This window comes from Stenotrophomonas sp. YJH_SMC_12-1 (assembly GCF_059370935.1).
In genome coordinates this window covers 1-21,742 of record NZ_JCAFUD010000014.1, presented here as the reverse complement: position 1 = coordinate 21,742, position 21,742 = coordinate 1, and the positions used below count along the sequence as shown (strand labels likewise).

Sequence of the window (21,742 nt, the reverse complement as noted above, 5' to 3'; positions counted from 1 at the left end):
CGTGCCGGGGAATCTTCTGCCGGCCAGCGGCCGGCACTACCGGTCGGGTGGGTGCCGACCGTTGGTCGGCACATCCCATTCCAGGGCTACCGCTCGATCGCCGGCAACGCATCGGACAACAACAACCGATCAATCCGTCGCAGCGCACTCTCCAGCTGTCGGCGGTCCGCCGCCAGCCCGAGCGACAACCTTACGCCGCTCTGGTGCGAGACCCCTGGCGGGCAGAACGCCGAAGATGGCGCAATCGCCAGCCCCTGCAGCTGTGCGGTACGCACCAGCGTCGCATCGGTCCACGGCGCCGGCACCCGGCACCAGGCATGCAGGCCTTCCGCGCGCTGCAGCAGCGATGGCGCCAGCAGGTAGCGCGCCATGCGCATGCGCTCGCGTGCCTCGGTGCACACCTGGGCCAGCAGTGACTGCGCCGAACCATCCAGCAGCAGCTGGCTGGCCAACGCCGAGACCAGCGGATGACCCATCAGCCGCGTCGCCCGCAATGCAGCCGTCATCGCCTCGGCGTGCGCAGCGCTTGGGCACTGCACGAACGCAGTGCGCAGGCCGGGGCTGATCACCTTCGACAGCGTCGCCACGTAGAACACATGACGCGGTGCCAGTGCCGCCAGCGGTGTAGGTGCATCCTCGGCGAGGTGCCAGTAAGGATCGTCTTCGATCGCCAGCAGGCCCTCGCGCTCCAGCACGCGTGCCAGCGCTTCGCGCCGCTGCAGCGGCAGGGTCAGCGCGGTCGGGTTCTGGCAGGTGGGATTGAGATAGACCAACCGCGCGCCGCTTTCGCGTGCCAGCCGGGCCAGCGCATCGGGGCACATGCCGTGTTCGTCGCTGTCCACTGGCAGCAGCCGTCGGCCCAGTGCAGCGGCGGCCTGCAGCAGGCCCGGATAGACCAGCGCATCGCAGAGGATCGCATCATCGTCGCGGCCCTGGCTGACCAGGATCGCGGCCAGCGCCACCTGGGCGCCTTCGGTCAGCAGCAGGCAGGCGTCGTCCACTTTTCCCAGCATCGGTTGCAGCCAACGCGCCGCTGCGTGGCGGTCGGTCGGGTTGCCGCCGCCCAGGTGATAGGTCATCAGGTTGGGCGCGTTGCTGCGTGCAAGCACGGCGGCGGCACCGCGGCGCAGGGTCTCGGCCAGCGCATCGGCGTCGGGCACCGGCGGCACGTTCATGCTCAGGTCCACGACCTGGTCGAAGCTGGCCTTGGGCGGTGCGATGAAACTGCCTTGTGGCCCGCGTGCTTCGATCAGGCCGCGCTTGCGTGCTTCATCGAAGGCGCGGGTGACCGTGGTCAGGTCGATGCCGAGCTGCTGCGCCAACGCGCGCTGCGAGGGCAGGCGCTGTCCGGGTGCGAGGCCGCCACGGCGCACCGTGCGTTCCAGCGAATTGACGATGCGCAGGTAGATCGGCCCGTTGTGCGCGAGCACGTCCTGCACCCATTCGCGCGCTGCGACATCCGGTCGCGGCATGTACGGAGCATGTCGGGGCGTATCGTTGCTTCCAACGGCGGGAGCCTGTCCATAACCATCGGTCGGTTCGGACAGGTGACCGCCGTTGTTGTTTGCGGCGGCCGCACCGGCCAGCGTCAGTGATGTCATTGCGCGTCCTCAGCGCTTGGCCTGCCAGGGGCAGTAGCAGCCCACGGCAAGCAGTCCTTTCGGGCGCACGGTTTCGCCGCGCACCAGTCTGTCCAGCAGCGGTTCGACAAAGCTGTTGGCCGAGTTGCAGACCATGCCGATGCTGTACGGCCCCGCATAGGCGAGGTGGCCCTGGCGATTCCAGATGGCTACGGCGGGGCTGGCCGGGATGTGTTCGATGCCATCAATGGTCGGCAGGTTGATCACCTTGTTGCGCAGCGGCTCGGGCAGCTCGCCCTGCGTACCCGGGCGGCGGATCGCATAGAAGTCGATGCCGGCGCGGCGGTACATGCTGATCAGGTAGCTCAGGTGCGCACCGGTCTCGCGGTTGCAGACCGCACATGCCGGGTCCCAGAAATGCACCACGCGGATGCGGCCGGTATCACCGGCCAGATCGGCTGGCAGGCGCAGTTGCGAGTCGTCGAAGACGATGGCCTGTTCGGTGAACGTGGATTGCGCGCTGTAGCCGAAGTACTGCCACAGTGCAGCCGCCACGCCAGCCATGAACAGGCAGGCGAGGGCGATCATCGTCGGCAGCAGCCAGCGGCGACGCGGCGCGGCTGCGCCCATCAGGAGTCTTCCCGGCCGAACTTGTGCACGTACTGCTTGCGCATCTCGCGGCAGGAATCGGCCTGCGCGCGGCGCTGGATCTCGCTACGCGACGGATCCTCGCTGCGCTGCACGCACTGCTCGATGGCGTGGCGTTCGGCGGCCTGCACGTCCACGGTCTGCGGCTGCAGGCAGACCCAGGCCAGCGCGGCCAGCATCAACACCACAAAGCCACCGCAGCCGGCCATCACCAGGTGGAACTTCAGTTTCTCGGCGCGCATCGATGCACGTCCCTTCATCCATACATTGCATACAAAATATCATCTTGTATGGATGAAGCGCCATGCACCCGGTTCAGACGATGGCGTTGTGCCGGGCCTCGGGGGCTTCGGACAGGATCTCGTTCAGCTTGGCCAGCGCCCCGGCCAGCGCGCCCTGGTCGACCGCGCCGCCCAGCGACAGGCGGATCGCGTTGCCCGGCGGCGGCTCTTCCACGCTGAAGGCATCCGAGCTGGCGATGCCCAGGCCCTGTTCCTGTGCGGCCTGGATCAACCGGTACTGGTCCAGCCGTGGCGGCAGCGGCAGCCACACATGCAGGCCGGCCGGATGCGCCTGGGCGCGGGGCGGCAGGAACTGCGCGGCAATCGCCTGGCGCTCGCGCAGTTCCTGCTGGAAGCGCTGCACCATGTCCCGGGCCTGGCCGCTGCGGATCCACTGCGACGCCACCGCCACCATCGACTGGGTCGGCATCAGTGCGATCGCACGCAGGGCGTCCAGCACCGGTTCCATCGGCTCGCCGGCCGGCACCACCAGATAGGCGGTGCGCAGGCCCGGGGCCAGGCACTTGGACAGGGTGGAGATGTAATACACCGGGCAGCCGGCGTCGCGGTGGGCGGCCAGCGGTGGCGCGGCGTCACCGGCCAGCAACCAGTAGGGATCGTCTTCGATCACGGTCAGATCGTGGCGCTCCGCCACCGCCAGCAGGGCCTGCCGGCGCTGCGCCGACATCGTTGCCGTGGTCGGGTTCTGGATGGTCGGCACCAGGTACAGCAGGCGCGGGCGACGTAGCTGGCAGGCCTCCTCCAGCGCGCCCGGCAGCATGCCCTCGGCGTCCATCGCCACCGGCACCACGCCCCGCTGCAGCACGCGCGCGGCGGCCAGCAGGCCCGGGTAGGTCAGCTGCTCAGCGGCGATCAGCTCGCCCGGCTGGGTGCGGGCCAGGATCAGCGCGCACAGCGCGGTCTGCGCGCCCGGGCAAATCACCACCTGGTCGGCGCCGACCGTGCCCAGCATTGGCGCCAGCCACTGCACCGCGGCGGCGCGGTCCTCACGGGTGCCGGCGCCGACGTGATAGCTCATCAGTTCGCCCTGGCCCAGCTGCTGGCCCACGTGCTGGAAGCCGGCCTCCATGCCCTGTGCGAACGGCGCGCTGCCCAGCAGCGGCGGGATGTTCATGCTCAGGTCCACCGAGGTGCTGCGGTTGCCGGCCGACAGCGCGATGAAGGTGCCGCCGGCGCCCTGCGCGTCGAGCAGGCCGGCCTGGCGCAGCTCGGCGAAGGCGCGGGTGACCGTGGTCAGGTCCACGCCCACCTGCTGGGCCAGGTCGCGCTGCGGCGGCAGGCGGTCGCCCGGGCGCAGCACGCCGTCATCCACCGCCTCGCGCACCTGCTGGGCAATCTGCAGGTACAGCGGGCCGGCGCCCTCGCGGAAGGGGCGAACCCAGGTGCGATTGGGGTGTTTCAGGCGGCGGCCGGCGGCAGGTGGCGTCATCGATCAGTTTTTTCCATACGTGCAGATGCACAAGTCCATACAATGATGTATCTTGTATGGGCTTGATTGGAGTGGTTCGCCTGCTTGTAGGCGACCTCGTACCCACAGTGTAGCCGCTCCACGCCCGGGCGCTGCGCGCAGGCGAGCCGGTCAAGCACGCTTCTTCAACAGGGTTGACCTCCAATGAATATCTGCTGGAACCGCATCCGCCTGGCGCTGGTCGCCCTGGCCTGCGTCGGCCTGTCGGGCTGTGACTGGGTGCTGCTGGATTCGAAGGGCATGGTCGGGCTCGCCCAGCGCGACCTGATCCTGATCTGCATCGGCCTGATGCTGATCGTGGTGATACCGGCCATTGTGCTGACCTTCGTATTCGCCTGGCGCTTCCGCGCTGGCAACACCAAGGCGAAATACACGCCGGACTGGTCGCACTCCACCAAAGTGGAGATCGTGGTCTGGGGCGTGCCGCTGATCATCATCGCGGTGCTGGCGGTGATCGTGTGGAAGTCGACCCACGAGCTGGACCCGTACAAGCCGCTGGACGTGGCCGGTGAGCCGCTGCACGTGGACGTGATCGCCACCGACTGGAAGTGGGTGTTCGTGTACCCGGACCTGGGCATCGCCACGGTCAACCAGCTCAACTTCCCGGCCAACCGCCCGCTGGCGTTCAACATCACCTCCAACTCGACGATGAATACCTTTTTCATCCCGCAGCTGGGAGGGCAGATCTACGCGATGGCCGGCATGCGCACGCAGCTGCACCTGATCGCCAACGAGCCCGGCCAGTTCCGTGGCATGTCCGGCAACTACAGCGGGCATGGCTTCTCGAACATGAAGTTCATCGCCACCGCCAGCAGCAACGAAGACTTCGAGCGCTGGGTGGCCGAGGTGCGCAGCGCGCCGGACGCGCTCAGCTTCACGCAGTTCAAGGCGCTGGCCGCACCGTCGAAGAACGTACCGGTGCAGCACTTCTCCAGTGTTGAACCGCTGCTGTTCAAGAAGGTCATCGACCAGTTCATCGGCGTCGGTGAGAACACCGCTGCTGCTACCCCGGCGGGCGCTGCCGGCGGTGCCCAGGTTTCCCAGGAGTAACGAACATGTTGGGTAAATTGACGTGGGAGGCCGTGCCACTGCACGAGCCGATCGTCGTGGTCACATTGGCGGCCATGGTGCTGGGCGGCCTCGCGCTGCTCGGCGCGGTGACGTACTTCAAGCTGTGGGGTCCGCTCTGGCGTGACTGGTTCACCACCGTGGACCACAAGAAGATCGGCATCATGTACGTGGTGGTGGCGCTGGTCATGCTGGTGCGTGGCTTTGCCGATGCGCTGATGATGCGCGCGCAGCTGGCGGCGGCCGGGCCGGGCAGTGACGGCTTCCTGCCACCGGAGCACTACGACCAGATCTTCACCGCGCACGGCGTGATCATGATCTTCTTCGTGGCCACCCCGTTCGTGGTCGGCCTGATGAACATCATCGTGCCGCTGCAGATCGGTGCGCGCGACATGGCGTTCCCGTTCCTCAACGCCTTCAGCTTCTGGATCTTCGTGGTCGGCGCAGCGTTGATGATGATCTCGCTGGGCGTTGGCGAATTCGCCATGACCGGTTGGGTCGCCTATCCGCCGCTGTCGGGCATCGAGTTCAGTCCAGGCGTGGGTGTCGACTACTACATCTGGGCATTGCAGGCGTCCGGTGTCGGTACCTTGCTGACCGGCGTCAACCTGTTCATCACCATCCTGCGCATGCGTGCGCCGGGCATGACCTTGATGAAGATGCCGGTGTTCACCTGGACCGTGCTGGTCACCAGCGTGATCATCATCGCCGCCTTCCCGATCCTGACCGTGGCGCTGGGTGCGCTCACCCTGGACCGCTACCTGGACTTCAACTTCTACACCAACACATTGGGTGGCAACCCGATGATGTACGTGAACCTGGTGTGGGCCTGGGGCCATCCGGAGGTGTACATCCTGGTGCTGCCGGCGTTCGGCATCTTCTCCGAAGTGACCGCCACGTTCGCGCGCAAGAAGCTGTTCGGCTACAAGTCGATGGTGGGTGCCACGCTGGCGATCGGCATCCTGTCGTTCATCGTCTGGCTGCACCACTTCTTCACCATGGGCTCCGGTGCCAGCGTCAATGCCTTCTTCGGCATCATGACGATGATCATCGCCATCCCCACCGGCGTGAAGATCTTCACCTGGCTGTTCACCATGTACGGTGGCCGCGTCGAATTCAGCGTGCCGATGCTGTGGACCATCGCGTTCCTGGTCACCTTCACCATCGGTGGCATGACCGGCGTGCTGCTGGCCATCCCGGGCGCCGACTTCCTGCTGCACAACAGCCTGTTCCTGGTCGCGCACTTCCACAACACCATCATCGGCGGCGCGCTGTTCGGCTACCTGGCCGGCTTCGCCTACTGGTTCCCGAAGGTGTTCGGCTTCACCCTCAACGAGCGCCTGGGCAAGTGGTCGTTCGCCTGCTGGGTGATCGGCTTCTACCTGGCCTTCATGCCGCTGTACATGCTGGGTTTCATGGGCATGACCCGCCGCATGAACCAGTACGACAACCCGGCGTGGACGCCGTACCTGATCGCCGCCTTCATCGGCGCGCTGTTCGTGTTCGCGGGCATCATCCTGATGCTGGTGCAGATCTACGTGAGCGTGCGCGACCGCAAGCGCAACCTGGACCTGACCGGCGACCCGTGGAACGCACGCACGCTGGAATGGGCTACGCCGTCGCCGCCGCCGTTCTACAACTTCGCCGTGGTGCCCAAGGCCGATGAGCTGGACGCTTTCCACGAAGCGAAGAAGCGCGGCCTGCCGCCGCCGCCGAAGAAGTACGCACCGATCCACATGCCGAAGAACACCGGCGTGCCGCTGATCCTCAACATCTGGATCCTGGTGCTGTGCTTCGCCCTGGTCTGGCACATCTGGTGGATGGCCGCGGCCAGCTTCATCGCGATGATCGTCACCCTGATCGTGCGGTCCTACGACGAGGACGTGGACTACTACGTCAGTTCCGAAGAGGTGGCGCGCACCGAAGCGGCCAACCTTGCCAAGCTGAAGGAGGTACGCGCATGAACCTGTTGACCCGCCCCGAACTGGCCAGCGACACGCAGGCGCGCGAGGACCACCATGAGCACGACCACGGCCACGAACAGGGCGGCATGAAGGTGTTCGGCATGTGGGTCTACCTCATGTCCGACCTGGTGCTGTTCGGTTCGCTGTTCGCCTCGTACGCGGTGCTCAGCACCGCCTACGCAGGCGGCCCCACCGGCAAGGACTTGTTCTCGCTGCCGTTCGTGATGGCCGAGACCTTCCTGCTGCTGGTCTCCAGCATCACCTACGGCCAGGCCGTACTGGCGATGCACCGCCACGACACCTCGGCGGTGCTGCGCTGGCTGGGCGTGACCTTCGTGCTCGGCGCCTCGTTCATCGGCATGGAGATCTACGAGTTCTCGCACCTGATCCACGAAGGCGCAGGCCCGAGCACCAGTGCCTACCTGTCGGCGTTCTTCGCGCTGGTCGCCACCCACGGCCTGCACGTCGCCAGCGGCCTGATCTGGATGGCGGTGGTCATGCACCAGGTCTACCGCCGTGGCCTGACCCCGACCAACATCACCCGTGTGTCGTGCCTGAGCCTGTTCTGGCACTTCCTGGACCTGGTGTGGATCTGCGTCTTCACCTTCGTCTACCTGATCGGAGCCTTCTGACATGGCCCACGTCGAAACTTCGCGCGCCGGCAATGCGCACGGCTCCACCAAGTCCTACCTGATCGGCTTCGTGCTGTGCGCGCTGCTGACCGTGGTGCCGTTCGCACTGGTGATGAACCCGGTGCTGTCGCGGCCGCTCACGCTGTTCCTGCTGGTTGGCTTCGCGGTGGCGCAGATCCTGGTGCAGCTGGTCTATTTCCTGCACATGGACCGCAAGTCCGAAGGTGGCTGGAACCTGGCCAGCTTCGTGTTCACCCTGGTGATCCTGTTCATCATCGTCGCGCTGTCGGTGTGGATCATCTGGAGCATGCACTACCACATGATGATCAACTGAGCCTGCGAACCGTGAAAGGCATCGCGTTCCCCCAATGTGGCCTGCGGCTGGCCGCAGGCCTGCTGCTCGGCCTGCTGGCCGGCTGCAGTGCGCAGTCGCGCATGGACTTCTACTCCAAGGACATCGCCTGCGAAGAGCTCGGCCAGCAGTGGTCGATGCCCGACAGCCACGGCACCGTGCGCGGCCCGAAGGACCTGCAGGGGCAGGTGACCTATCTGTTCTTCGGTTTCACCAGTTGCCCGGACGTGTGCCCGACCACCATGGTCGAGCTGAGCCAGGTCAAGCACCTGATGGGCAGGGATGCCGACCAGCTGCAGGTGGTGTTCGTCAGCGTTGACCCGGCCCGCGACACCCCGGAGGTTGCGCAGACCTACGTGGAAGCGTTCGACCCCAAGGCGATCGCACTGGTCGGCAACGAAGCGCAGCTGGCGGCGATGGCCAGCGACTTCAAGGCGTTCTACGAAAAGGAACCCGGTCAGGTACCGGATACCTACACCATGAGCCACATTGCCGGTGGCTACGTGTTCGACCGCCAGGGCCGCCTGCGCCTGTTCGCGCCGTACGGCATGCCGGTGGAAAAGCTGTTCTCGGACGTGCAGCGCCTGCTGCTCGAGCCCGGCCACCCGGCCGCCGGCAACGACGCGCTGGCCAGCTGCCACCTCAAGCACAGCGGCACACTCGCCGCCCGCTGACGCCACCTTTACCGCGGTGGGTGCCGACCGTTGGTCGGCACACCCCCACACCAATCCCCGGCCGGCCAGGAGAGCCAGCCGGCCGGGGCACCGCTCAACGCCTTACTTGGTCTCTTCCCACTGCACCACGTCCGGCTCGGTGGCGCGGATACCGGCGGTGGACAGCAGCCTGGTGGTCGCATCCAGTGCCGCGTTCACCGACGGATACTCCACGATGGCCTGGCCCGAAGCCTTCGACACCTTCACCACGGTGCCACCGGTGGCCGTAGCCGCGCGCTGGGCCGATGCCGCATCGGTGAAGAACACCTTGACCCGCGAGGTCGCCACCACCGGCGCTCCGTCGCGGGAGACCGCCGCCGCGAACTTGCCGGCACCGGCATCAGCAGGCGCGGCCGCTGCGCCATCCAGCGAACGCTTGGTACGCGAACTGGTGGTCGCCGCCGCCTGCGGGGTGATCGTGAACTGACCGCCGCTGGCCTGCTTCACGGTGGTCGAGGGAGACAGCTGGAAGCGCGTGCCGCCCACATCGAACGAGCGGCCGGTAGCGGACGCCTTCAGTTCCTGCGCATCCACGGTCGACAGGGTCCTGGCTGGAGGGGTCTGCCCCGAGCTCTGTGCCCAGGCAGGGGAGGTCATCGCCGCGAAGGCGAGCGTGCTCAACAGAATGGTGGTTTTCATCATCAGTGCCCCAGAACGCGGATCTTGAAGAATTCGAGGTTGCCGCGCGAAGCTGCGGTCGCGGCCTGCCCCATGTCGGTCACTTCCAGCGTCCAGGTGCCGCTGGCATTTTCATCCAGGAAGGCATTGCTGGACAGCAGGTCCCAGCTGGTGAAGTTGCTCTGCGCGCCACCCGTGCCCGAACCGATCGCGGTGAACGCCGGTTGCACCACGCTGCGGGTGCCGCTGGGCGACACCAGCACGAACTGCAGCTGGCGCGTGTTGCGGTGGTTGACCCGGAAGCCCAGCTGCACGCTTTCGATGTTGCGCGCGCCGTTGGCCAACTGGAAGGTCAGGCGTGCCGCGGCGGCCGAGGTATTGCCGATGGCCACGGTACGCGTGGTGTTGCGCCAGCCGCTGTCGACCAGCGCACCGAGCGACTGGAAGTTCTCGGCCACCTGCACTGCACGTGCAGCGTTGACCACGCCGAAGCCATACCAGTTGCTGTAGGCACGGCCGGCAGCATTCACCGTCCAGCCCGGCACCAGCGTGCGCCCGTCGGCCAGTGTCACCGCCGGCTGGTTCGGGTGGTTGCGGGTGGCGGTGGTGGCCAGGATGTACTTCACATCGCGATAGGACAGGTTCGGATTGGCTTCCAGCACCAGTGCCGCCACGCCCGACACCATCGGTGCCGACGCGGACGTGCCGTTCATCTTGGCGGTGTAGTTGCAGGTGTTGTCGATGGCCGACAGGTTGCTGTCCAGCGTGTTCTGGCGGTTGGTGTTCTTGTTGCTGCCCTGCGCGCACCCGGTCACGTCGGTAGTGACGATGGCCGGGTCGTAGGCGCGTGCCACCAGGCCGGGCGCGTACTGCGCCTGCAGGCCGTACTCGCCACCAAAGGCCGACACCCACAGCGCCGAGCCGGTGGAGGAATACGACGAGCGCACGCCATCGGCGCGCACCGCGCCTACGGTGATGACGTTGAACAGGTTGTTGCGCGGGTCGCGGCCAGCCGGCACGCAGCCGGTGTTGCGGTTCTTGGTGTCGGCGGTGCAGACATCCTGGGTCTGGCTGATCGAGGCATTGTTGAAGTTGTTGCCGGCCGACTTCACGTAGATGCCGCCGCGGCCACCGCGCGTACCCGACAGGGCTTGCTCATACGAACGAATCGTGTTTTCGCTGTACGCCAACGGCAGGTTCGGATTGCCCGGGCCGGCGCCCCAGCTGTTGTTGAACACCTGCACGTCGGCCGACTCCGCGCCGTCCCACCAGGCGTACTCGATGTTGCTCTGCTGGTTGCCCAGGGCCGAGCGCGAAATCGGGTTGAAGCCCTTCAACGTCGCCGCCGGGGCCACACCGCGCACGCCCAGGTTATTGGCGCCCACCGCGCCAGCAATGCCGCCGACCATGGTGCCATGGTTGTCGACATCCGGGTTGGTCGGGGTGGGGTTGTTCGAGCCGTTGGTGAAGTTCTTGCCGGCCACCGCGGCCACGTTGGCCGCCAGGTCTGGGTGGGCGATCTGCAGGCCATCGTCGACGATGGCGATGGTGACGCCCTGGCCACGGATGCCATTGCGGAACAGGCCATCCACGTTCAGATCGTTGCCGGCCACTGGCAGTGTGTCGGCCGGGACCGTCTGACCGGTGTTGAGCAGGTGCCACTGGATACCCGCCAACGGATCGGCCTGTTGGGCCTGGGCGGTGGCGGCCAGGCTGCCCAGCACCAGGGCAGTGGCGAGGGCCAGGCGCGCAGAGCGCGGTGGCGCGGAGCGTTGCGTGTGTCGCTTCATACACGAATCCTTCTGTTGTGAATCGGCATGGCAGGACGGCGGGGCGGAACTGCCCCATCGCAACGAGCCAAACGCGACACAACGAACAACCCCCTACCTCTTCACACAAACAATCTGCGAATGTGCCAATTGCGTCACAAACGCTTAGTACGTCAGGTTATGACAGGGCATTCGAATGCCTTCACGCCATCTTCGCGCGTCTGCTTCGAGGGCCGGAAACGTGGTAATCACATGCAGATGAAGACACGCATGAAGAATGGACGCCAGCGTGCACGTGCGCGCGCAGACCAGACCCCGCTCTCGGTTGCCGCCATCCGCAAGGTGGTGCTGTCCGTGCATACGCGCAGCCACGACTATGGCGACGATGCCGATATCGCCGAGTTGCTGCCCGAGCTGGCCGCATTCGGCATCACCACGGTGAAACCGCTGCGGCTGTTGATGAAGAGGCACCGACGCGCGCTGCTGCAGGAGGAACGGATCGTCATGCGCCGCGCAGAGACGCTGCATCTGCGCACCGAGTGGCGGCTCGGTGGCATAGACGTGCATGCCAACACCAGCCGCTACGCCATCGGCGGCCTGGTCCGCACCAGCATGGAACACGAATTCGGCTTCGAGACGATGCTGCCCTTCCACGAGATGCGCGAGGACGAATCCGCGTAGCGGGGTGCCTGCGCGGTGGGTGTGGCAGCCCCGCCGGGTATCATCGCGCGCCCTCACATCGCGCTGTGTTACTACAGCCCGTGCACCCTTCCGCATCGGAGCACGATGATGGTCAACCCTCTGGCCCAGGCCCATCGCGGCCTCGGCACCACGCTGTTCAGCCTGTTGAACCCGATACCCTTCGGCTTCTTCGTCGGTGCACTGATCTTCGACGCGATCTACCTCAACAGCGCCGAGGTGATGTGGGGAAAGGCCGCCGCCTGGCTGATCACCTTCGGCCTGCTGATCGCCATCCTTCCGCGCCTGATCAACCTGTTCGCGGTCTGGCGCCGCAACGGCACGGCCACCCGTATCGACCGCATCGACTTCTTCCTCAACCTGTTCGCGGTCGTGCTGGCCATCTGGAACGCCTTCGTGCACAGCCGCGATGCGTATGCCGTTGCAGTGCCGGGCACGATCCTGTCGGCGCTGACCGTGGCCCTGATCGCGCTGGGCCTGATCCTGCTGTCACTGCAGCCGCCGGTGCTGCAGGGAGGTCGTCATGGCTAAGCACATCCTGCCCACCGTCGCCGCCTTGGCATTGGCCGCTGCCCTGTCGGCCTGCGCCGGCAAGGCCGAGTACCATCCGGCCGACCAGTCGGGCCCGCAGCCGCCGCTGCCCAAGCCGGCCAACTTCCTGATGCCGCCGATGCAGGTGCCCAAGGGCGTCGGCTGGGCTGATGGACAGACCCCCACGGTGGCCGAAGGCCTGAAGATCGAGCGCATCGCCGCCAACCTGCAGCATCCGCGGCGGCTGCTGACCCTGCCCAACGGCGATGTACTGGTGGTGGAAGGCAACGGCCCCGGCGAAGAACCGGTCACCACGCCAAAGCAGTGGATCGCCGGCAAGGTGAAGGCGCGCTCGGGCAAGGCCGGCAAGGGCGGCAACCGGGTCACCCTGCTGCGCCGCACGCCGGGAACGAACACCTGGACCCAGCATGTCTACATCGAAGGCCTGCATTCGCCGTTCGGCATCCAGCTGATCGGCGACACGCTGTACGTGGCCAACACCGGCAACATCGTGCAGTACCACTACGTGCCCGGCGAAACCCGCATGTCCGACAAGGGCCGCGAGTTCACCGACCTGCCCAGCACCATCAACCACCACTGGACCAAGGAACTGCTGGCCAGCCGCGATGGCCGCAAGCTGTACGTGGGCGTGGGCTCCAACAGCAACATCACCGAAAATGGTCTGGCCGTCGAGTACCGCCGCGCAGTGGTGCTGGAAGTGGACGTAGCCACCCGTGGCAGCCGCATCTTTGCGTCGGGCATCCGCAACCCGACCGGCCTGGACTGGGAGCCGAGCACTGGCACGTTGTGGGCGGTGGCGAACGAACGCGACGAAATCGGTGCCGACCTGGTGCCGGACTACCTCACTTCGGTGAAGGAGGATGGCTTCTACGGCTGGCCCTACAGCTACTACGGCCAGCACGTGGACGAGCGCGTGCAGCCGCAGCGGCCGGACCTGGTGGCCAAGGCGATCACACCGGACTACGCCATCGGCTCGCACGTGGCACCGCTGGGCCTGTTGTTCTACACCGGCCAGGCATTGCCGGTGCAGTACCACGGCGGCGCCTTCATCGGCGAACACGGCAGCTGGGACCGCTCGCCGCTGAGTGGCTACGAAGTGGTCTACGTACCGTTCAAGGACGGCAAGCCGACCGGGCGGCCGCAGACCGTGGTCAGCGGCTTCGCTTCGAAGGACGAGAAGACGCTGATGGGTGCGCCGGTGGGCATGGCAATGGACGCCGAAGGCGCGCTGCTGGTGGCTGATGACGTGGGCGACGTGGTGTGGCGGGTGTCGGCCAAGTAGCTGTGTAGCGTCGAGCCATGGCCGAAGAACATCCGGTAGAGTCGACTGTCAGTCGACTCGCGCGCGCAGCGCGTGCTTCCCCGGTAAGCAGCGAAGGGCAGTCGACTCTACCCTGTCGACTCCGCCCTGCCGGTTCTGCCACCGGGTTCAGCGTGCCCGGAACCCGCTGAACACCGACTCGGCGGCAAACCCCATGCCACCCAGCAGCACGCCGAAATACACCACCGTGGCCACCACGAAACCATAACCGGCAGCCACCGCCGCACCATCGCGCTGGATGAAGCCGATCGCAAAGGACATCAGCGCCAATGCCGGCAGCGTGTTGCTGAAGGGAATCGGCCCGGCCGGCGCCATCAGCAGCAAGGTCGCGAACACCAGCATCAGGTTGTTCAGGCGCATCATCTTCTTCGAGCGCACCATCACCGCCAGCCGCATCGGCCGTGACAGCCGCTCCATGCGGTGCACCCATTTCAGCGCACGGCCGAGGTTGGCCTTCAGCTTGTCGGTGGCGATCTCGCGGCGCGCCAGCTTCTGCGGCACCCACAGCGGGCGGTTGCGCACCCGGCTCAGGCCGATCAGCAGGATCGAGGCACCAAACACCGTACTCAGCCCGGGAATCGACACCGGGATGATGAAGATGGCCGAGAGCAGGATCACGATCAGCAACAGGCCTTCATCGCCCAGCGCACTGAGCAGGGTGCCGACGCGCACCTGGTCGCCGGGCAGCTCGTCGATCATCTGCTCGATCTGCTGGGCCAGGGGGGCGCTGTCGTCGGTTTCGGGGGCACGGTAGGTCATGCGTCGCAAGCTTCTCCAGGGAAGGGCGGTCAGCGGGCCGTCCTGCGGTGGGGAACGCACAGGCTCCTGCAGTATCCCGGCCAACGTGGGCAAAGAGGTGAACCGGGCATGAGGGGGTAAACTGGCGTGCCCCGCACGAGTTGAACGCAATGGACATGGGCCGCAGGCAATCGACCATCGAACTGGTCGCCATCGACATGGATGGCACCCTGCTGGACCCGTCGCACCAGCTCACCCCACGCGCCAGGAAGGCCGTCGCGCAGGCGCGCGCGCTGGGCGTGCACATCGTGCTGACCAGTGGCCGCCCGGTCCCCGGCCTGGCGCCGTACCTGCACGAGCTCGGCATCAACGGCAACGACGACTACTGCATCGCCTGCAATGGCGGCCTGGTGCAGCGGATCGGCACGCGCGAAACCGTGGTCGAATATCCGCTCAGCTTCGACGACTTCCTGTTCTGCGAGCAGGTGGCCCGCGACCTCGGCGTGCACTTCCAGGCGCTGGACAGCCAGCGCATGTACACGCCCAACCAGGACATCAGCTACTACACCGTAGCCGACTCGCATCTTTCGCGGATGCCGCTGTCGTATCGTCGCGTGGAGGACATGGATCCGTCGATGTCCTTCATCAAGCTGATGATGATCGACGAACCCGACGTGCTGGATGCCGCCATCGCGCGCCTGCCCAGCGAACTGATCGAGCGCTTCGCGGTATTGAAGAGCGCGCCGTACTTCCTGGAAGTGTTCGACCACCGCGCAGGCAAGGGCCCGAGCCTGCAGAAGCTGGCCGAGCATCTGGGCATCGACCGCGCCAACGTGATGGCCATCGGCGACCAGGAAAACGATCTGACCATGCTGCAGTACGCTGGCACCAGCGTCGCGATGGGCAATGCCATCGATGCGGTGAAGGCGGTGGCGCGATTTGAAACCACCAGCAACGCCGATGAAGGCGTGGCGCGCGCGATTGAGCGCTTCGTTCTGCAGTGATCCGGAGCACATCATGAGCTGGACGTTGATGATGTTTGCCCAGTCCTTTGCCAACGAGCGGATGTCGGCGCAGGTCTTCTCCGAGTCCTACATCGAGCTGTGGAAGATCGAGCGGGATCTTGACGTGCTGGCTTTGGATGACGCAGCGCTTTCAACGTGCCTGTCCAGCATCTTCTGTGCTGCCGACATGTATTGCGACGAAGAGATGGATCGCCATCCGTATGAGATTGATGCCGCCCAGCTGCATGCTGCCGTTGTGGCTCAGATCGATGAGTGGAAGCAGTCCACGACTGCTATCTAGCCTGACTTGGATGTATACCTGCGTATAGCCAATACATCCCCATCGCCATCGGCGCTGTACCACGGCGCGGTGGCGAATTCGGCAGTGCGATGCAAGAATTTCGCACGTCGAAATCACCCCATCGAATCCCACGGCAGATGATCGTCTTCGTCTGCTGACCGGCGCGTACTGCGCCGTCGCTCCCTCAACGCAATCGCATCGCCAGCCAGGGCGCCGACACCGGTGCTGCAACGCGCTGGGCGTGCGCCTGCGCCGCGCTCTCCCTCCACCCTGGATCTGCCCATGAACACCCCACCCACGACGCGCCTCGCCCTGGCCATCATCGCGGCCATCACCGCACCTGCGTACGCCGCAGAAACGCACGATGCCGCGCACGACTCGCCTACTACCCTCAACGCCCTGCAGGTCATCGCCACACCGCGCGGTGCGGCCGTGGCACCGACCCAGGTGGTCGGTCCCAACCGCTACATCATCAAGGCCGAAGACCTCGACGCGATGGTCACCGGCAACAACGGCTTGGCCATGCTCAAGCAGGTGCCGGGCGCCAGCTACACCGCCACCGACGGGCTGGGCCTGGATATCTCGGCCACCAGCCTGTTCGTGCGCGGCTTCCGCATGAATGAAATGGGCATCACCTTCGAGGGCGTGCCGCTGAACGACAACGGCTTCCTCTCGCTTACCGGCACCAGCGTGGTGAACGTGGGCGTGCCCGATGGCATCGGCGCGATCACGGTCAGCCCCGGTGGCGCACCGGTCAGCGTGTTCTCCAGCAGCGTCAACGGCGGCAGCCTGGAGTACCGCCTGCGTGACCTGCAGGACACGCCCAGCCTGCGCTTGAAGCAGGGCGTGGGCAGCAACAGCACGTTGGTCACCACCGTATCCGGGCAGAGCGGCCAGCTCGGCGAGCAGGGCCCGAAAGTACTGGTCGACCTGCAGCGCGTGTCTGCCGACAAGTACCAGGGCGAGGGCACGCAGAACTTCCTGCGCGGCGACCTGAAGCTCCAGCAGGACGTCGCCTGGGGCGATGTCACCGTGTTCCTGTCCGACAGCAAGGCCAAAGTCTGGGGCTACAACAACATCTCCTTCGACATGATCCGCAAACTGGGCTGGAAGGCCGACATCTTCTATCCCGATTATGCGTGGGCGTGGTACGTGGCCTCGCCGGAGAATGCAGACAAGTCCTGCGGCGCCTACACCTGCGGCGAGCTGTCCGAACTGATTCCGTACGACACGGGCCAGACCACCCGCGACCGCGTGTCCTCGATCAATCATCGCTTCCAGATCACACCGGCGCTGCGCGGCAACGTGCAGCTGTACAACGCCAACAGCCACACGCAGGCCACGCTGACCGACCCGACCGTGCCATCGCCCAACGGTGCGCCGTTCTCCGAACAGGTGCAGACGCCACGCCTCAACCGGCTGGGCGGCATGCTCAACCTGCAGTTCGAGACCGGCGCGCACACCTTCACTGCCGGCTTCTGGCAGGAGAAGAGCAAGGCCGCGGCCAAGACCGAGTGGTACCAGCAGCCACTGCTGGGCGAGGGCCCGCCGCTGAAGGCCACCGGCCCGTTCGATGTGTATGGTCCCGCGTTCAAGACCGACAATGCATCGAGCTGGGTGACGCGCTCGCGCCAGTTCTACCTGCAGGACGACATCGTGCTGAACGACACGCTGAAGCTGGGGGTTGGCTTCAAGGCCGTGGACTTCCGCACCAGCGGCGGCGGCCTCGGCGATGCCAAGGACCGGCCGGTGAACGGCACGCTGCGCGCGAAGAGCAACTTCCTGCCGCACGTCTCGCTGTTCTGGAGCCCCACCGAATCCACCGATGCCTTCATCGACCTGGCCAATACCATGAACGGCTATCGCGTCGCTCAGCGCGGCAACATCGGTTACACCGCCTCGGCGTGGACCATCACCGACCAGGAAGAGTTCGACCGCGTGGCGGGTACCCTGCGTCCGGAAAAGAACTGGAACCTTACCGTGGGCGCATCGCACCGCTTCGACCGGCTGTCGATCACCGGCGATGTGTTCTACAACGACATCCGCAACCGCCTGTTGTCGGCTGCCATCGGCACCCAGTTCGCACAGATCAACACCGTGCGGTTGATGCCGAAGATGCACGTGATCGGTGCCGACCTCGGCATCACCGCCGATCTGACCGACCACCTGCAGTTCTACCAGGGCGTGGCCGTGGCCCGTTCGTACTACGACAGCGATTTCGTGGTGGGCGAGACGGTCTACCCGATCAAGGGCAACGCCCAGCCGGGTTACCCGCAGATCTCGCTGGTCAGCGACCTGTCGGCGCATTTCGGCGATTGGCGTTTTGGTGCCACCAGCACCTCCTACCTGCGCCAGCCCTTCACCTACGAGAACGACATCCGCGTGCCGACGTTCTGGCAGGTCAATACCTATGCCGCCTACCGCTTCGGTACGGACAGCGCGGTGCCCGGCCTGGAGCTGCGGCTGGACGTGAGCAACCTGTTCAACCGCCACAACATCGGCACCGCCACCATCGCCGGCTCGTCGTTCTCGGGGGATTACCAGACCCTGCAGCGCAGCGCGCCACGGCAGCTGATGTTCAGTACCTCGATGACCTTCTAGGTAGATCCACGCCATGCGTGGATGCACTTGGCGGCCCCCTAAACCCCACCGCCCCCCCCCCCCTTGGGCAATCAACAGGGATTTTCTGGCGGCGGCGCAAGGTTCCCACAATGTTGCTGGGTCATCCTGTCGGCATGGCTCAGTACAACCCGCGATCACCGTTGTTTGACATCCGGAGCCCGGGACGGCTCCGGCAGGCGCCGTCCGTGACGCCTGTGATCGACCTGGAGGCCGAGTACCAGTTCTGGCACGTCTACGAGCGCGTGGTCCGTCCGTTGCCCGGTGGGGGGCTGCGGCTGGCCTGGCTGGTGTGCCAGAAGGTGTACCGGGACCGGTGGCAGCACCCGGACGACAGCGACGAGGCGGCGTTGTCGCGGGTGCTGTTTGGCGGGAACATGACGGCTGACCGGGCGTCGGAGCTGGCGGAGCTGCACGCGCTGGTCAGCCGTCGGGTGGCGTTGCTGGCGAAGCGTGGCCGCGCGGTGCGCGCGCTGTAGTGACCGCTGCTGCGCATGCCTGGCAGCGCGCATGACTTCCGGGACTGACGGCCGCCCACACTGAGGCGCCATCGTTGCCTCCACTCCGCGCGACAAGGATGTCCCGATGCATCGTCTGCTGGTGTCGTCGTTGTTGCTGTGCCTGGCGCCCGTGATGGCAACGGCTGCCCCATCTGCGTCCGCACCAGCAGCCGTTGTCCATCCGTGTGAGGACGCATCGTCCTCGCCAGAGCTGCAGGGTAGCCTGTGTACCGTCGTGCAGGTACCGCTGCACCATGCCGCAGCCGATGGGCCATCGATTTCCCTGTTCCTGCGTCGGATTCCGGCCGAGGCGTCCACTACGCGCCGGGGCGAGGTCTGGCTGCTGTCCGGTGGGCCGGGCGAGTCGGGTGCCTCGCTGTACCCGCTGATCGTGACCTACCAGAAGGCCTTCCCCGGCTATGACCTGGTCATCCCCGATCATCGTGGCACCGGCCGCTCGGCGCGCATCTGCCCGGTGCAGGAGGCGCCGGACAGCGCCAACGGTACTGGACTGGCTGGAGCCGAGTGGGGGCCGTGTATTGGCGCCATGTATGCAGACATGGCGCGCACCACCGCCTTCTCCATTACCGAAGCTGCGCAGGATGTTTCCTGGCTGCTGACGCGGTACCGCCGCGAGGGTGAGGTCATCCTGTACGGCGTTTCGTACGGCACGCAGCTGGCGTTGCGTACGTTGCAGGTATCTCCGGTGCCGCTGGATGGGATGATCCTCGATGGACTGGTGCCTCTCGAGGACACGCAGGCATGGGACTTGAGCAGACGCACGGCACTGGTGGATGCGGTGGGCCGGCAGGTACTGGGCGCCGAAGGCATCGCCCACTACCAGGGCGTGCTGCAGGCATCGGAAACAGCCTCGTGGAAGGCTGCTGTGCCCGGAGGGGATCTGCGCCGCTTCCTGGGCGCATTGTTGAACTTCCCGGCGCTGCGCGACCGCATTCCTGGCATCGTGGACGATCTTGCGCACGATGATGCGTTCTCGTTGCGACAGGCTGTGGCAGATCACAGCACGGCACTACGCCAGATGGGGCAGGGCGGCAACAACCAGCCATCGCTGCCGTTGGTGATGTTGATTGCGACGTCTGAGAACAATGCACGTCCCGGATTGAGCAAGGCCGTGGTCGACGCGGAGGCCAAGGACGCATTGTTTGTCAGCCCCATTCCAGGCCTGCTGGTGGACAGCCCCGTTCCAACCTACGCGAAGGATACCGCGTTCGGAAAACGGCCTGCGGCGTTGCCGCGCACGCTGGTGATGCAGGGAACGCTTGACCCGAACACGTCCTATGAGGGTGCCAGGGATCACGCGGAAAGGTTGTCGCGTGTGGGATCGGTTCGATTCCACACCGTCGAGCGCGGCGCGCACCTGCTGGCGTTTACCGCGCCGCAGTGCTTTGCAGCGGCCACGGCGGCGTTTCTGGGCCATTCTGACGTGGCAGGCGCGTGTACTGAGCCGACGCAGCGCTGAGCGTCAGGGCGACGGCGCCGTTCCCCGGTCCAACTGCCGGTAACCAATAGCCTCAGCCAGATGCGCTGTCTGGATCACTTCGCAACCCGCCAGATCAGCAATCGTGCGCGCCACCCGCAGAATCCGGTGCATCGCACGTGCCGAAAGCTGCAGACGCTCGATGGCCTGCTCCAACAGATCCTGATCGGCCTCGCTCAGCTTCGTGCACGCCCGCAGCGCCGCTGGCGGCAGATGCGCATTGAGCGCGCCACGCGCCTGCTGCCGGGCGTGGGCGGCTTCCACCCGTGCGCGTACCGCAGCACTGGGCTCACCCAGCGGCGTACTCTCCCGCAGCTCCACCGCGTCCATCCGCGTCACGCCGATATGCAGATCGATGCGGTCCAGCAACGGGCCAGACACCCGCGCGCGGTAGCGATTGATCCGTTCGTCGCTGCACAGGCAACGATTGCTGCGATCACCGGCCCAGCCGCACGGGCAGGGATTCATCGCGGCCACCAGTTGGAACCGCGCGGGGTACTGCACGCTGCGTGCCGCGCGGGCGATGCGGATGTGGCCGGACTCCAGTGGCTCGCGCAGGGTTTCCAGTGCGCTGCGGTTCCACTCTGGAAGCTCGTCAAGGAAGAGGACTCCATGGTGGGCCAGTGATATCTCACCGGGGCAGGGCGGGTTGCCCCCACCCACCAGCGCCGCCGCACTGGCACTGTGATGCGGTGCCCGAAAGGGCCGCTGCCGCCACCGTCGCGGGTCCAGTCCTTCGCCACTCACCGATGCAATCGCGGCCAGCTGCAGCGCCTCAGTTTCTTCGGTATCCGGCAAAAGGCTGGGCAGGCGCGAAGCCAGCAGTGTCTTGCCGCAGCCAGGACTGCCGATCAACAACAGATGGTGCCCACCGGCGGCAGCCACTTCCAATGCGCGTCGTGCATGCGCCTGCCCGCGCACGTCGGCCAGATCGGGTAGTGGCAACGGTGTCGTGTCCACGCGTTCCACGGGCGGCAATAGGCGCGGATTGCCCAACCCGGCGCAGCACTCCAGCAGCGTACGCGCTACACGCACATCGGCGTGCTCGGCCAAAGCTGCCTCTGCGGCATTCCCTGGCGGTACCACCAGGATGCGACCGGCTTCAGCGGCGGCAATCGCGGCCGGCAGTGCACCGGCCACCGGCCGCAGCTCGCCGGTCAGCCCCAGCTCGCCCAGAAACTCGTATTGAAGCAGCGACTGTGGATCGACCTGGCCGCTGGCCGCAAGAATGCCCAAGGCAATCGCCAGGTCGTAGCGCCCGCCTTCCTTTGGCAGGTCGGCGGGCGCCAGATTCAACGTGATGCGCCGCTGTGGAAAGTCGAAGCGTGCGCAGAGCAGGGCGGCACGCACGCGCTCGCGGGATTCGCGCACGCTGGTTTCGGCCAGGCCCACGATC

At 66.0% G+C, this 21,742-nt stretch carries 21 protein-coding genes; 13 read left to right on the top strand and 8 right to left on the bottom strand.

Features of this window, described 5'->3' with window-relative positions; all coding sequences use genetic code 11:
- Positions 1-86: 86 nt before the first annotated feature.
- The 4 genes from AC5P8Y_RS19560 to AC5P8Y_RS19545 are packed head-to-tail and all read right to left on the bottom strand — an operon-like array spanning position 87 to position 3,959.
- A complete protein-coding gene (locus AC5P8Y_RS19560) occupies positions 87-1,601 on the bottom strand; it encodes an aminotransferase-like domain-containing protein (protein ID WP_111188358.1) in 1,515 nt (504 codons plus the stop codon).
- Positions 1,602-1,610: 9 nt separating this feature from the next.
- On the bottom strand, positions 1,611-2,210 hold the full coding sequence (locus AC5P8Y_RS19555; protein WP_049432240.1) for a DUF6436 domain-containing protein: 600 nt from the start codon (positions 2,208-2,210) through the stop codon (positions 1,611-1,613).
- The gene (locus tag AC5P8Y_RS19550) at positions 2,210-2,488 is read right to left on the bottom strand and encodes a hypothetical protein (RefSeq protein WP_005414763.1); all 279 of its coding nucleotides are present in this window, start codon (positions 2,486-2,488) and stop codon (positions 2,210-2,212) included. The genes AC5P8Y_RS19555 and AC5P8Y_RS19550 overlap by 1 nt, the downstream gene beginning before the upstream one ends.
- A 55-nt stretch (positions 2,489-2,543) precedes the next feature.
- A complete protein-coding gene (locus AC5P8Y_RS19545) occupies positions 2,544-3,959 on the bottom strand; it encodes an aminotransferase-like domain-containing protein (RefSeq protein WP_005414762.1) in 1,416 nt (471 codons plus the stop codon).
- A gap of 183 nt (positions 3,960-4,142) precedes the next feature.
- Here AC5P8Y_RS19545 and cyoA point away from each other — a divergent pair, with 183 nt between their 5' ends.
- Genes cyoA through AC5P8Y_RS19520 form a run of 5 tightly spaced genes read left to right on the top strand, consistent with a single transcriptional unit; the run spans position 4,143 to position 8,688 of the window.
- Positions 4,143-5,048 (top strand): ubiquinol oxidase subunit II, encoded by a 906-nt coding sequence (gene cyoA, locus AC5P8Y_RS19540; RefSeq protein WP_111173038.1) that lies wholly within the window; start codon positions 4,143-4,145, stop codon positions 5,046-5,048.
- Between the two features lie 5 nt (positions 5,049-5,053).
- Positions 5,054-7,030, top strand: coding sequence for a cytochrome o ubiquinol oxidase subunit I (gene cyoB / locus AC5P8Y_RS19535; protein WP_012481499.1), 1,977 nt, complete (start codon positions 5,054-5,056; stop codon positions 7,028-7,030).
- Complete coding sequence (gene cyoC / locus AC5P8Y_RS19530; protein ID WP_005411474.1) at positions 7,027-7,662, top strand: cytochrome o ubiquinol oxidase subunit III; 636 nt, start codon at positions 7,027-7,029, stop codon at positions 7,660-7,662. Before cyoB ends, cyoC begins: the two co-directional genes overlap by 4 nt.
- A gap of 1 nt (position 7,663) precedes the next feature.
- Positions 7,664-7,996 carry a cytochrome o ubiquinol oxidase subunit IV gene (cyoD, locus tag AC5P8Y_RS19525; RefSeq protein WP_005411473.1) on the top strand — a complete coding sequence of 111 codons (333 nt, stop codon included), beginning with the start codon at positions 7,664-7,666 and terminating at the stop codon, positions 7,994-7,996.
- 11 nt (positions 7,997-8,007) lie between these two features.
- Positions 8,008-8,688 carry an SCO family protein gene (locus tag AC5P8Y_RS19520; RefSeq protein WP_288416637.1) on the top strand — a complete coding sequence of 227 codons (681 nt, stop codon included), beginning with the start codon at positions 8,008-8,010 and terminating at the stop codon, positions 8,686-8,688.
- A 102-nt stretch (positions 8,689-8,790) separates the two neighbouring features.
- Here the strand turns inward: AC5P8Y_RS19520 and AC5P8Y_RS19515 are convergent, their stop codons facing one another.
- Both AC5P8Y_RS19515 and AC5P8Y_RS19510 read right to left on the bottom strand, forming a co-directional pair.
- A complete protein-coding gene (locus AC5P8Y_RS19515) occupies positions 8,791-9,369 on the bottom strand; it encodes a hypothetical protein (RefSeq protein WP_005414757.1) in 579 nt (192 codons plus the stop codon).
- Positions 9,369-11,135: a S8 family serine peptidase gene (locus AC5P8Y_RS19510; RefSeq protein WP_111108645.1), complete on the bottom strand. Its 1,767-nt coding sequence runs from the start codon at positions 11,133-11,135 to the stop codon at positions 9,369-9,371. The genes AC5P8Y_RS19515 and AC5P8Y_RS19510 overlap by 1 nt, the downstream gene beginning before the upstream one ends.
- Positions 11,136-11,384: 249 nt before the next feature.
- Between AC5P8Y_RS19510 and AC5P8Y_RS19505 the strand changes: the two genes are divergently transcribed.
- The 3 genes from AC5P8Y_RS19505 to AC5P8Y_RS19495 all read left to right on the top strand — a co-directional run bounded on the left by AC5P8Y_RS19505 (position 11,385) and on the right by AC5P8Y_RS19495 (position 13,647).
- Positions 11,385-11,795 (top strand): hypothetical protein, encoded by a 411-nt coding sequence (locus tag AC5P8Y_RS19505; RefSeq protein ID WP_239501116.1) that lies wholly within the window; start codon positions 11,385-11,387, stop codon positions 11,793-11,795.
- Positions 11,796-11,903: 108 nt separating this feature from the next.
- Positions 11,904-12,344: a DUF2231 domain-containing protein gene (locus AC5P8Y_RS19500; RefSeq protein ID WP_049404455.1), complete on the top strand. Its 441-nt coding sequence runs from the start codon at positions 11,904-11,906 to the stop codon at positions 12,342-12,344.
- The gene (locus AC5P8Y_RS19495; RefSeq protein ID WP_049404428.1) at positions 12,337-13,647 is read left to right on the top strand and encodes a PQQ-dependent sugar dehydrogenase; all 1,311 of its coding nucleotides are present in this window, start codon (positions 12,337-12,339) and stop codon (positions 13,645-13,647) included. The genes AC5P8Y_RS19500 and AC5P8Y_RS19495 overlap by 8 nt, the downstream gene beginning before the upstream one ends.
- 147 nt (positions 13,648-13,794) lie before the next feature.
- On the opposite strand, the gene AC5P8Y_RS19490 is transcribed toward AC5P8Y_RS19495, so the two are convergent.
- On the bottom strand, positions 13,795-14,445 hold the full coding sequence (locus AC5P8Y_RS19490) for an exopolysaccharide biosynthesis protein (protein WP_012481491.1): 651 nt from the start codon (positions 14,443-14,445) through the stop codon (positions 13,795-13,797).
- A 149-nt stretch (positions 14,446-14,594) separates the two neighbouring features.
- Here AC5P8Y_RS19490 and yidA point away from each other — a divergent pair, with 149 nt between their 5' ends.
- The 5 genes from yidA to AC5P8Y_RS19465 all read left to right on the top strand — a co-directional run bounded on the left by yidA (position 14,595) and on the right by AC5P8Y_RS19465 (position 20,328).
- Positions 14,595-15,428, top strand: a complete 834-nt coding sequence (yidA, locus tag AC5P8Y_RS19485; RefSeq protein WP_111108644.1) for a sugar-phosphatase — start codon at positions 14,595-14,597, stop codon at positions 15,426-15,428.
- A 13-nt stretch (positions 15,429-15,441) separates the two neighbouring features.
- A complete protein-coding gene (locus AC5P8Y_RS19480) occupies positions 15,442-15,729 on the top strand; it encodes a colicin immunity domain-containing protein (protein WP_049404433.1) in 288 nt (95 codons plus the stop codon).
- 282 nt (positions 15,730-16,011) lie between these two features.
- A complete protein-coding gene (locus tag AC5P8Y_RS19475) occupies positions 16,012-18,330 on the top strand; it encodes a TonB-dependent receptor (protein WP_049404436.1) in 2,319 nt (772 codons plus the stop codon).
- 110 nt (positions 18,331-18,440) lie between these two features.
- Positions 18,441-18,827 (top strand): hypothetical protein, encoded by a 387-nt coding sequence (locus AC5P8Y_RS19470; protein WP_049404437.1) that lies wholly within the window; start codon positions 18,441-18,443, stop codon positions 18,825-18,827.
- 106 nt (positions 18,828-18,933) lie between these two features.
- Entirely contained in the window at positions 18,934-20,328 is a 1,395-nt protein-coding gene (locus tag AC5P8Y_RS19465; protein WP_049432266.1) for an alpha/beta hydrolase, read from the top strand.
- 3 nt (positions 20,329-20,331) lie between these two features.
- Here the strand turns inward: AC5P8Y_RS19465 and AC5P8Y_RS19460 are convergent.
- The coding region (locus tag AC5P8Y_RS19460; RefSeq protein WP_495202133.1) for a YifB family Mg chelatase-like AAA ATPase at positions 20,332-21,742 on the bottom strand (1,411 nt) is incomplete at its 5' end.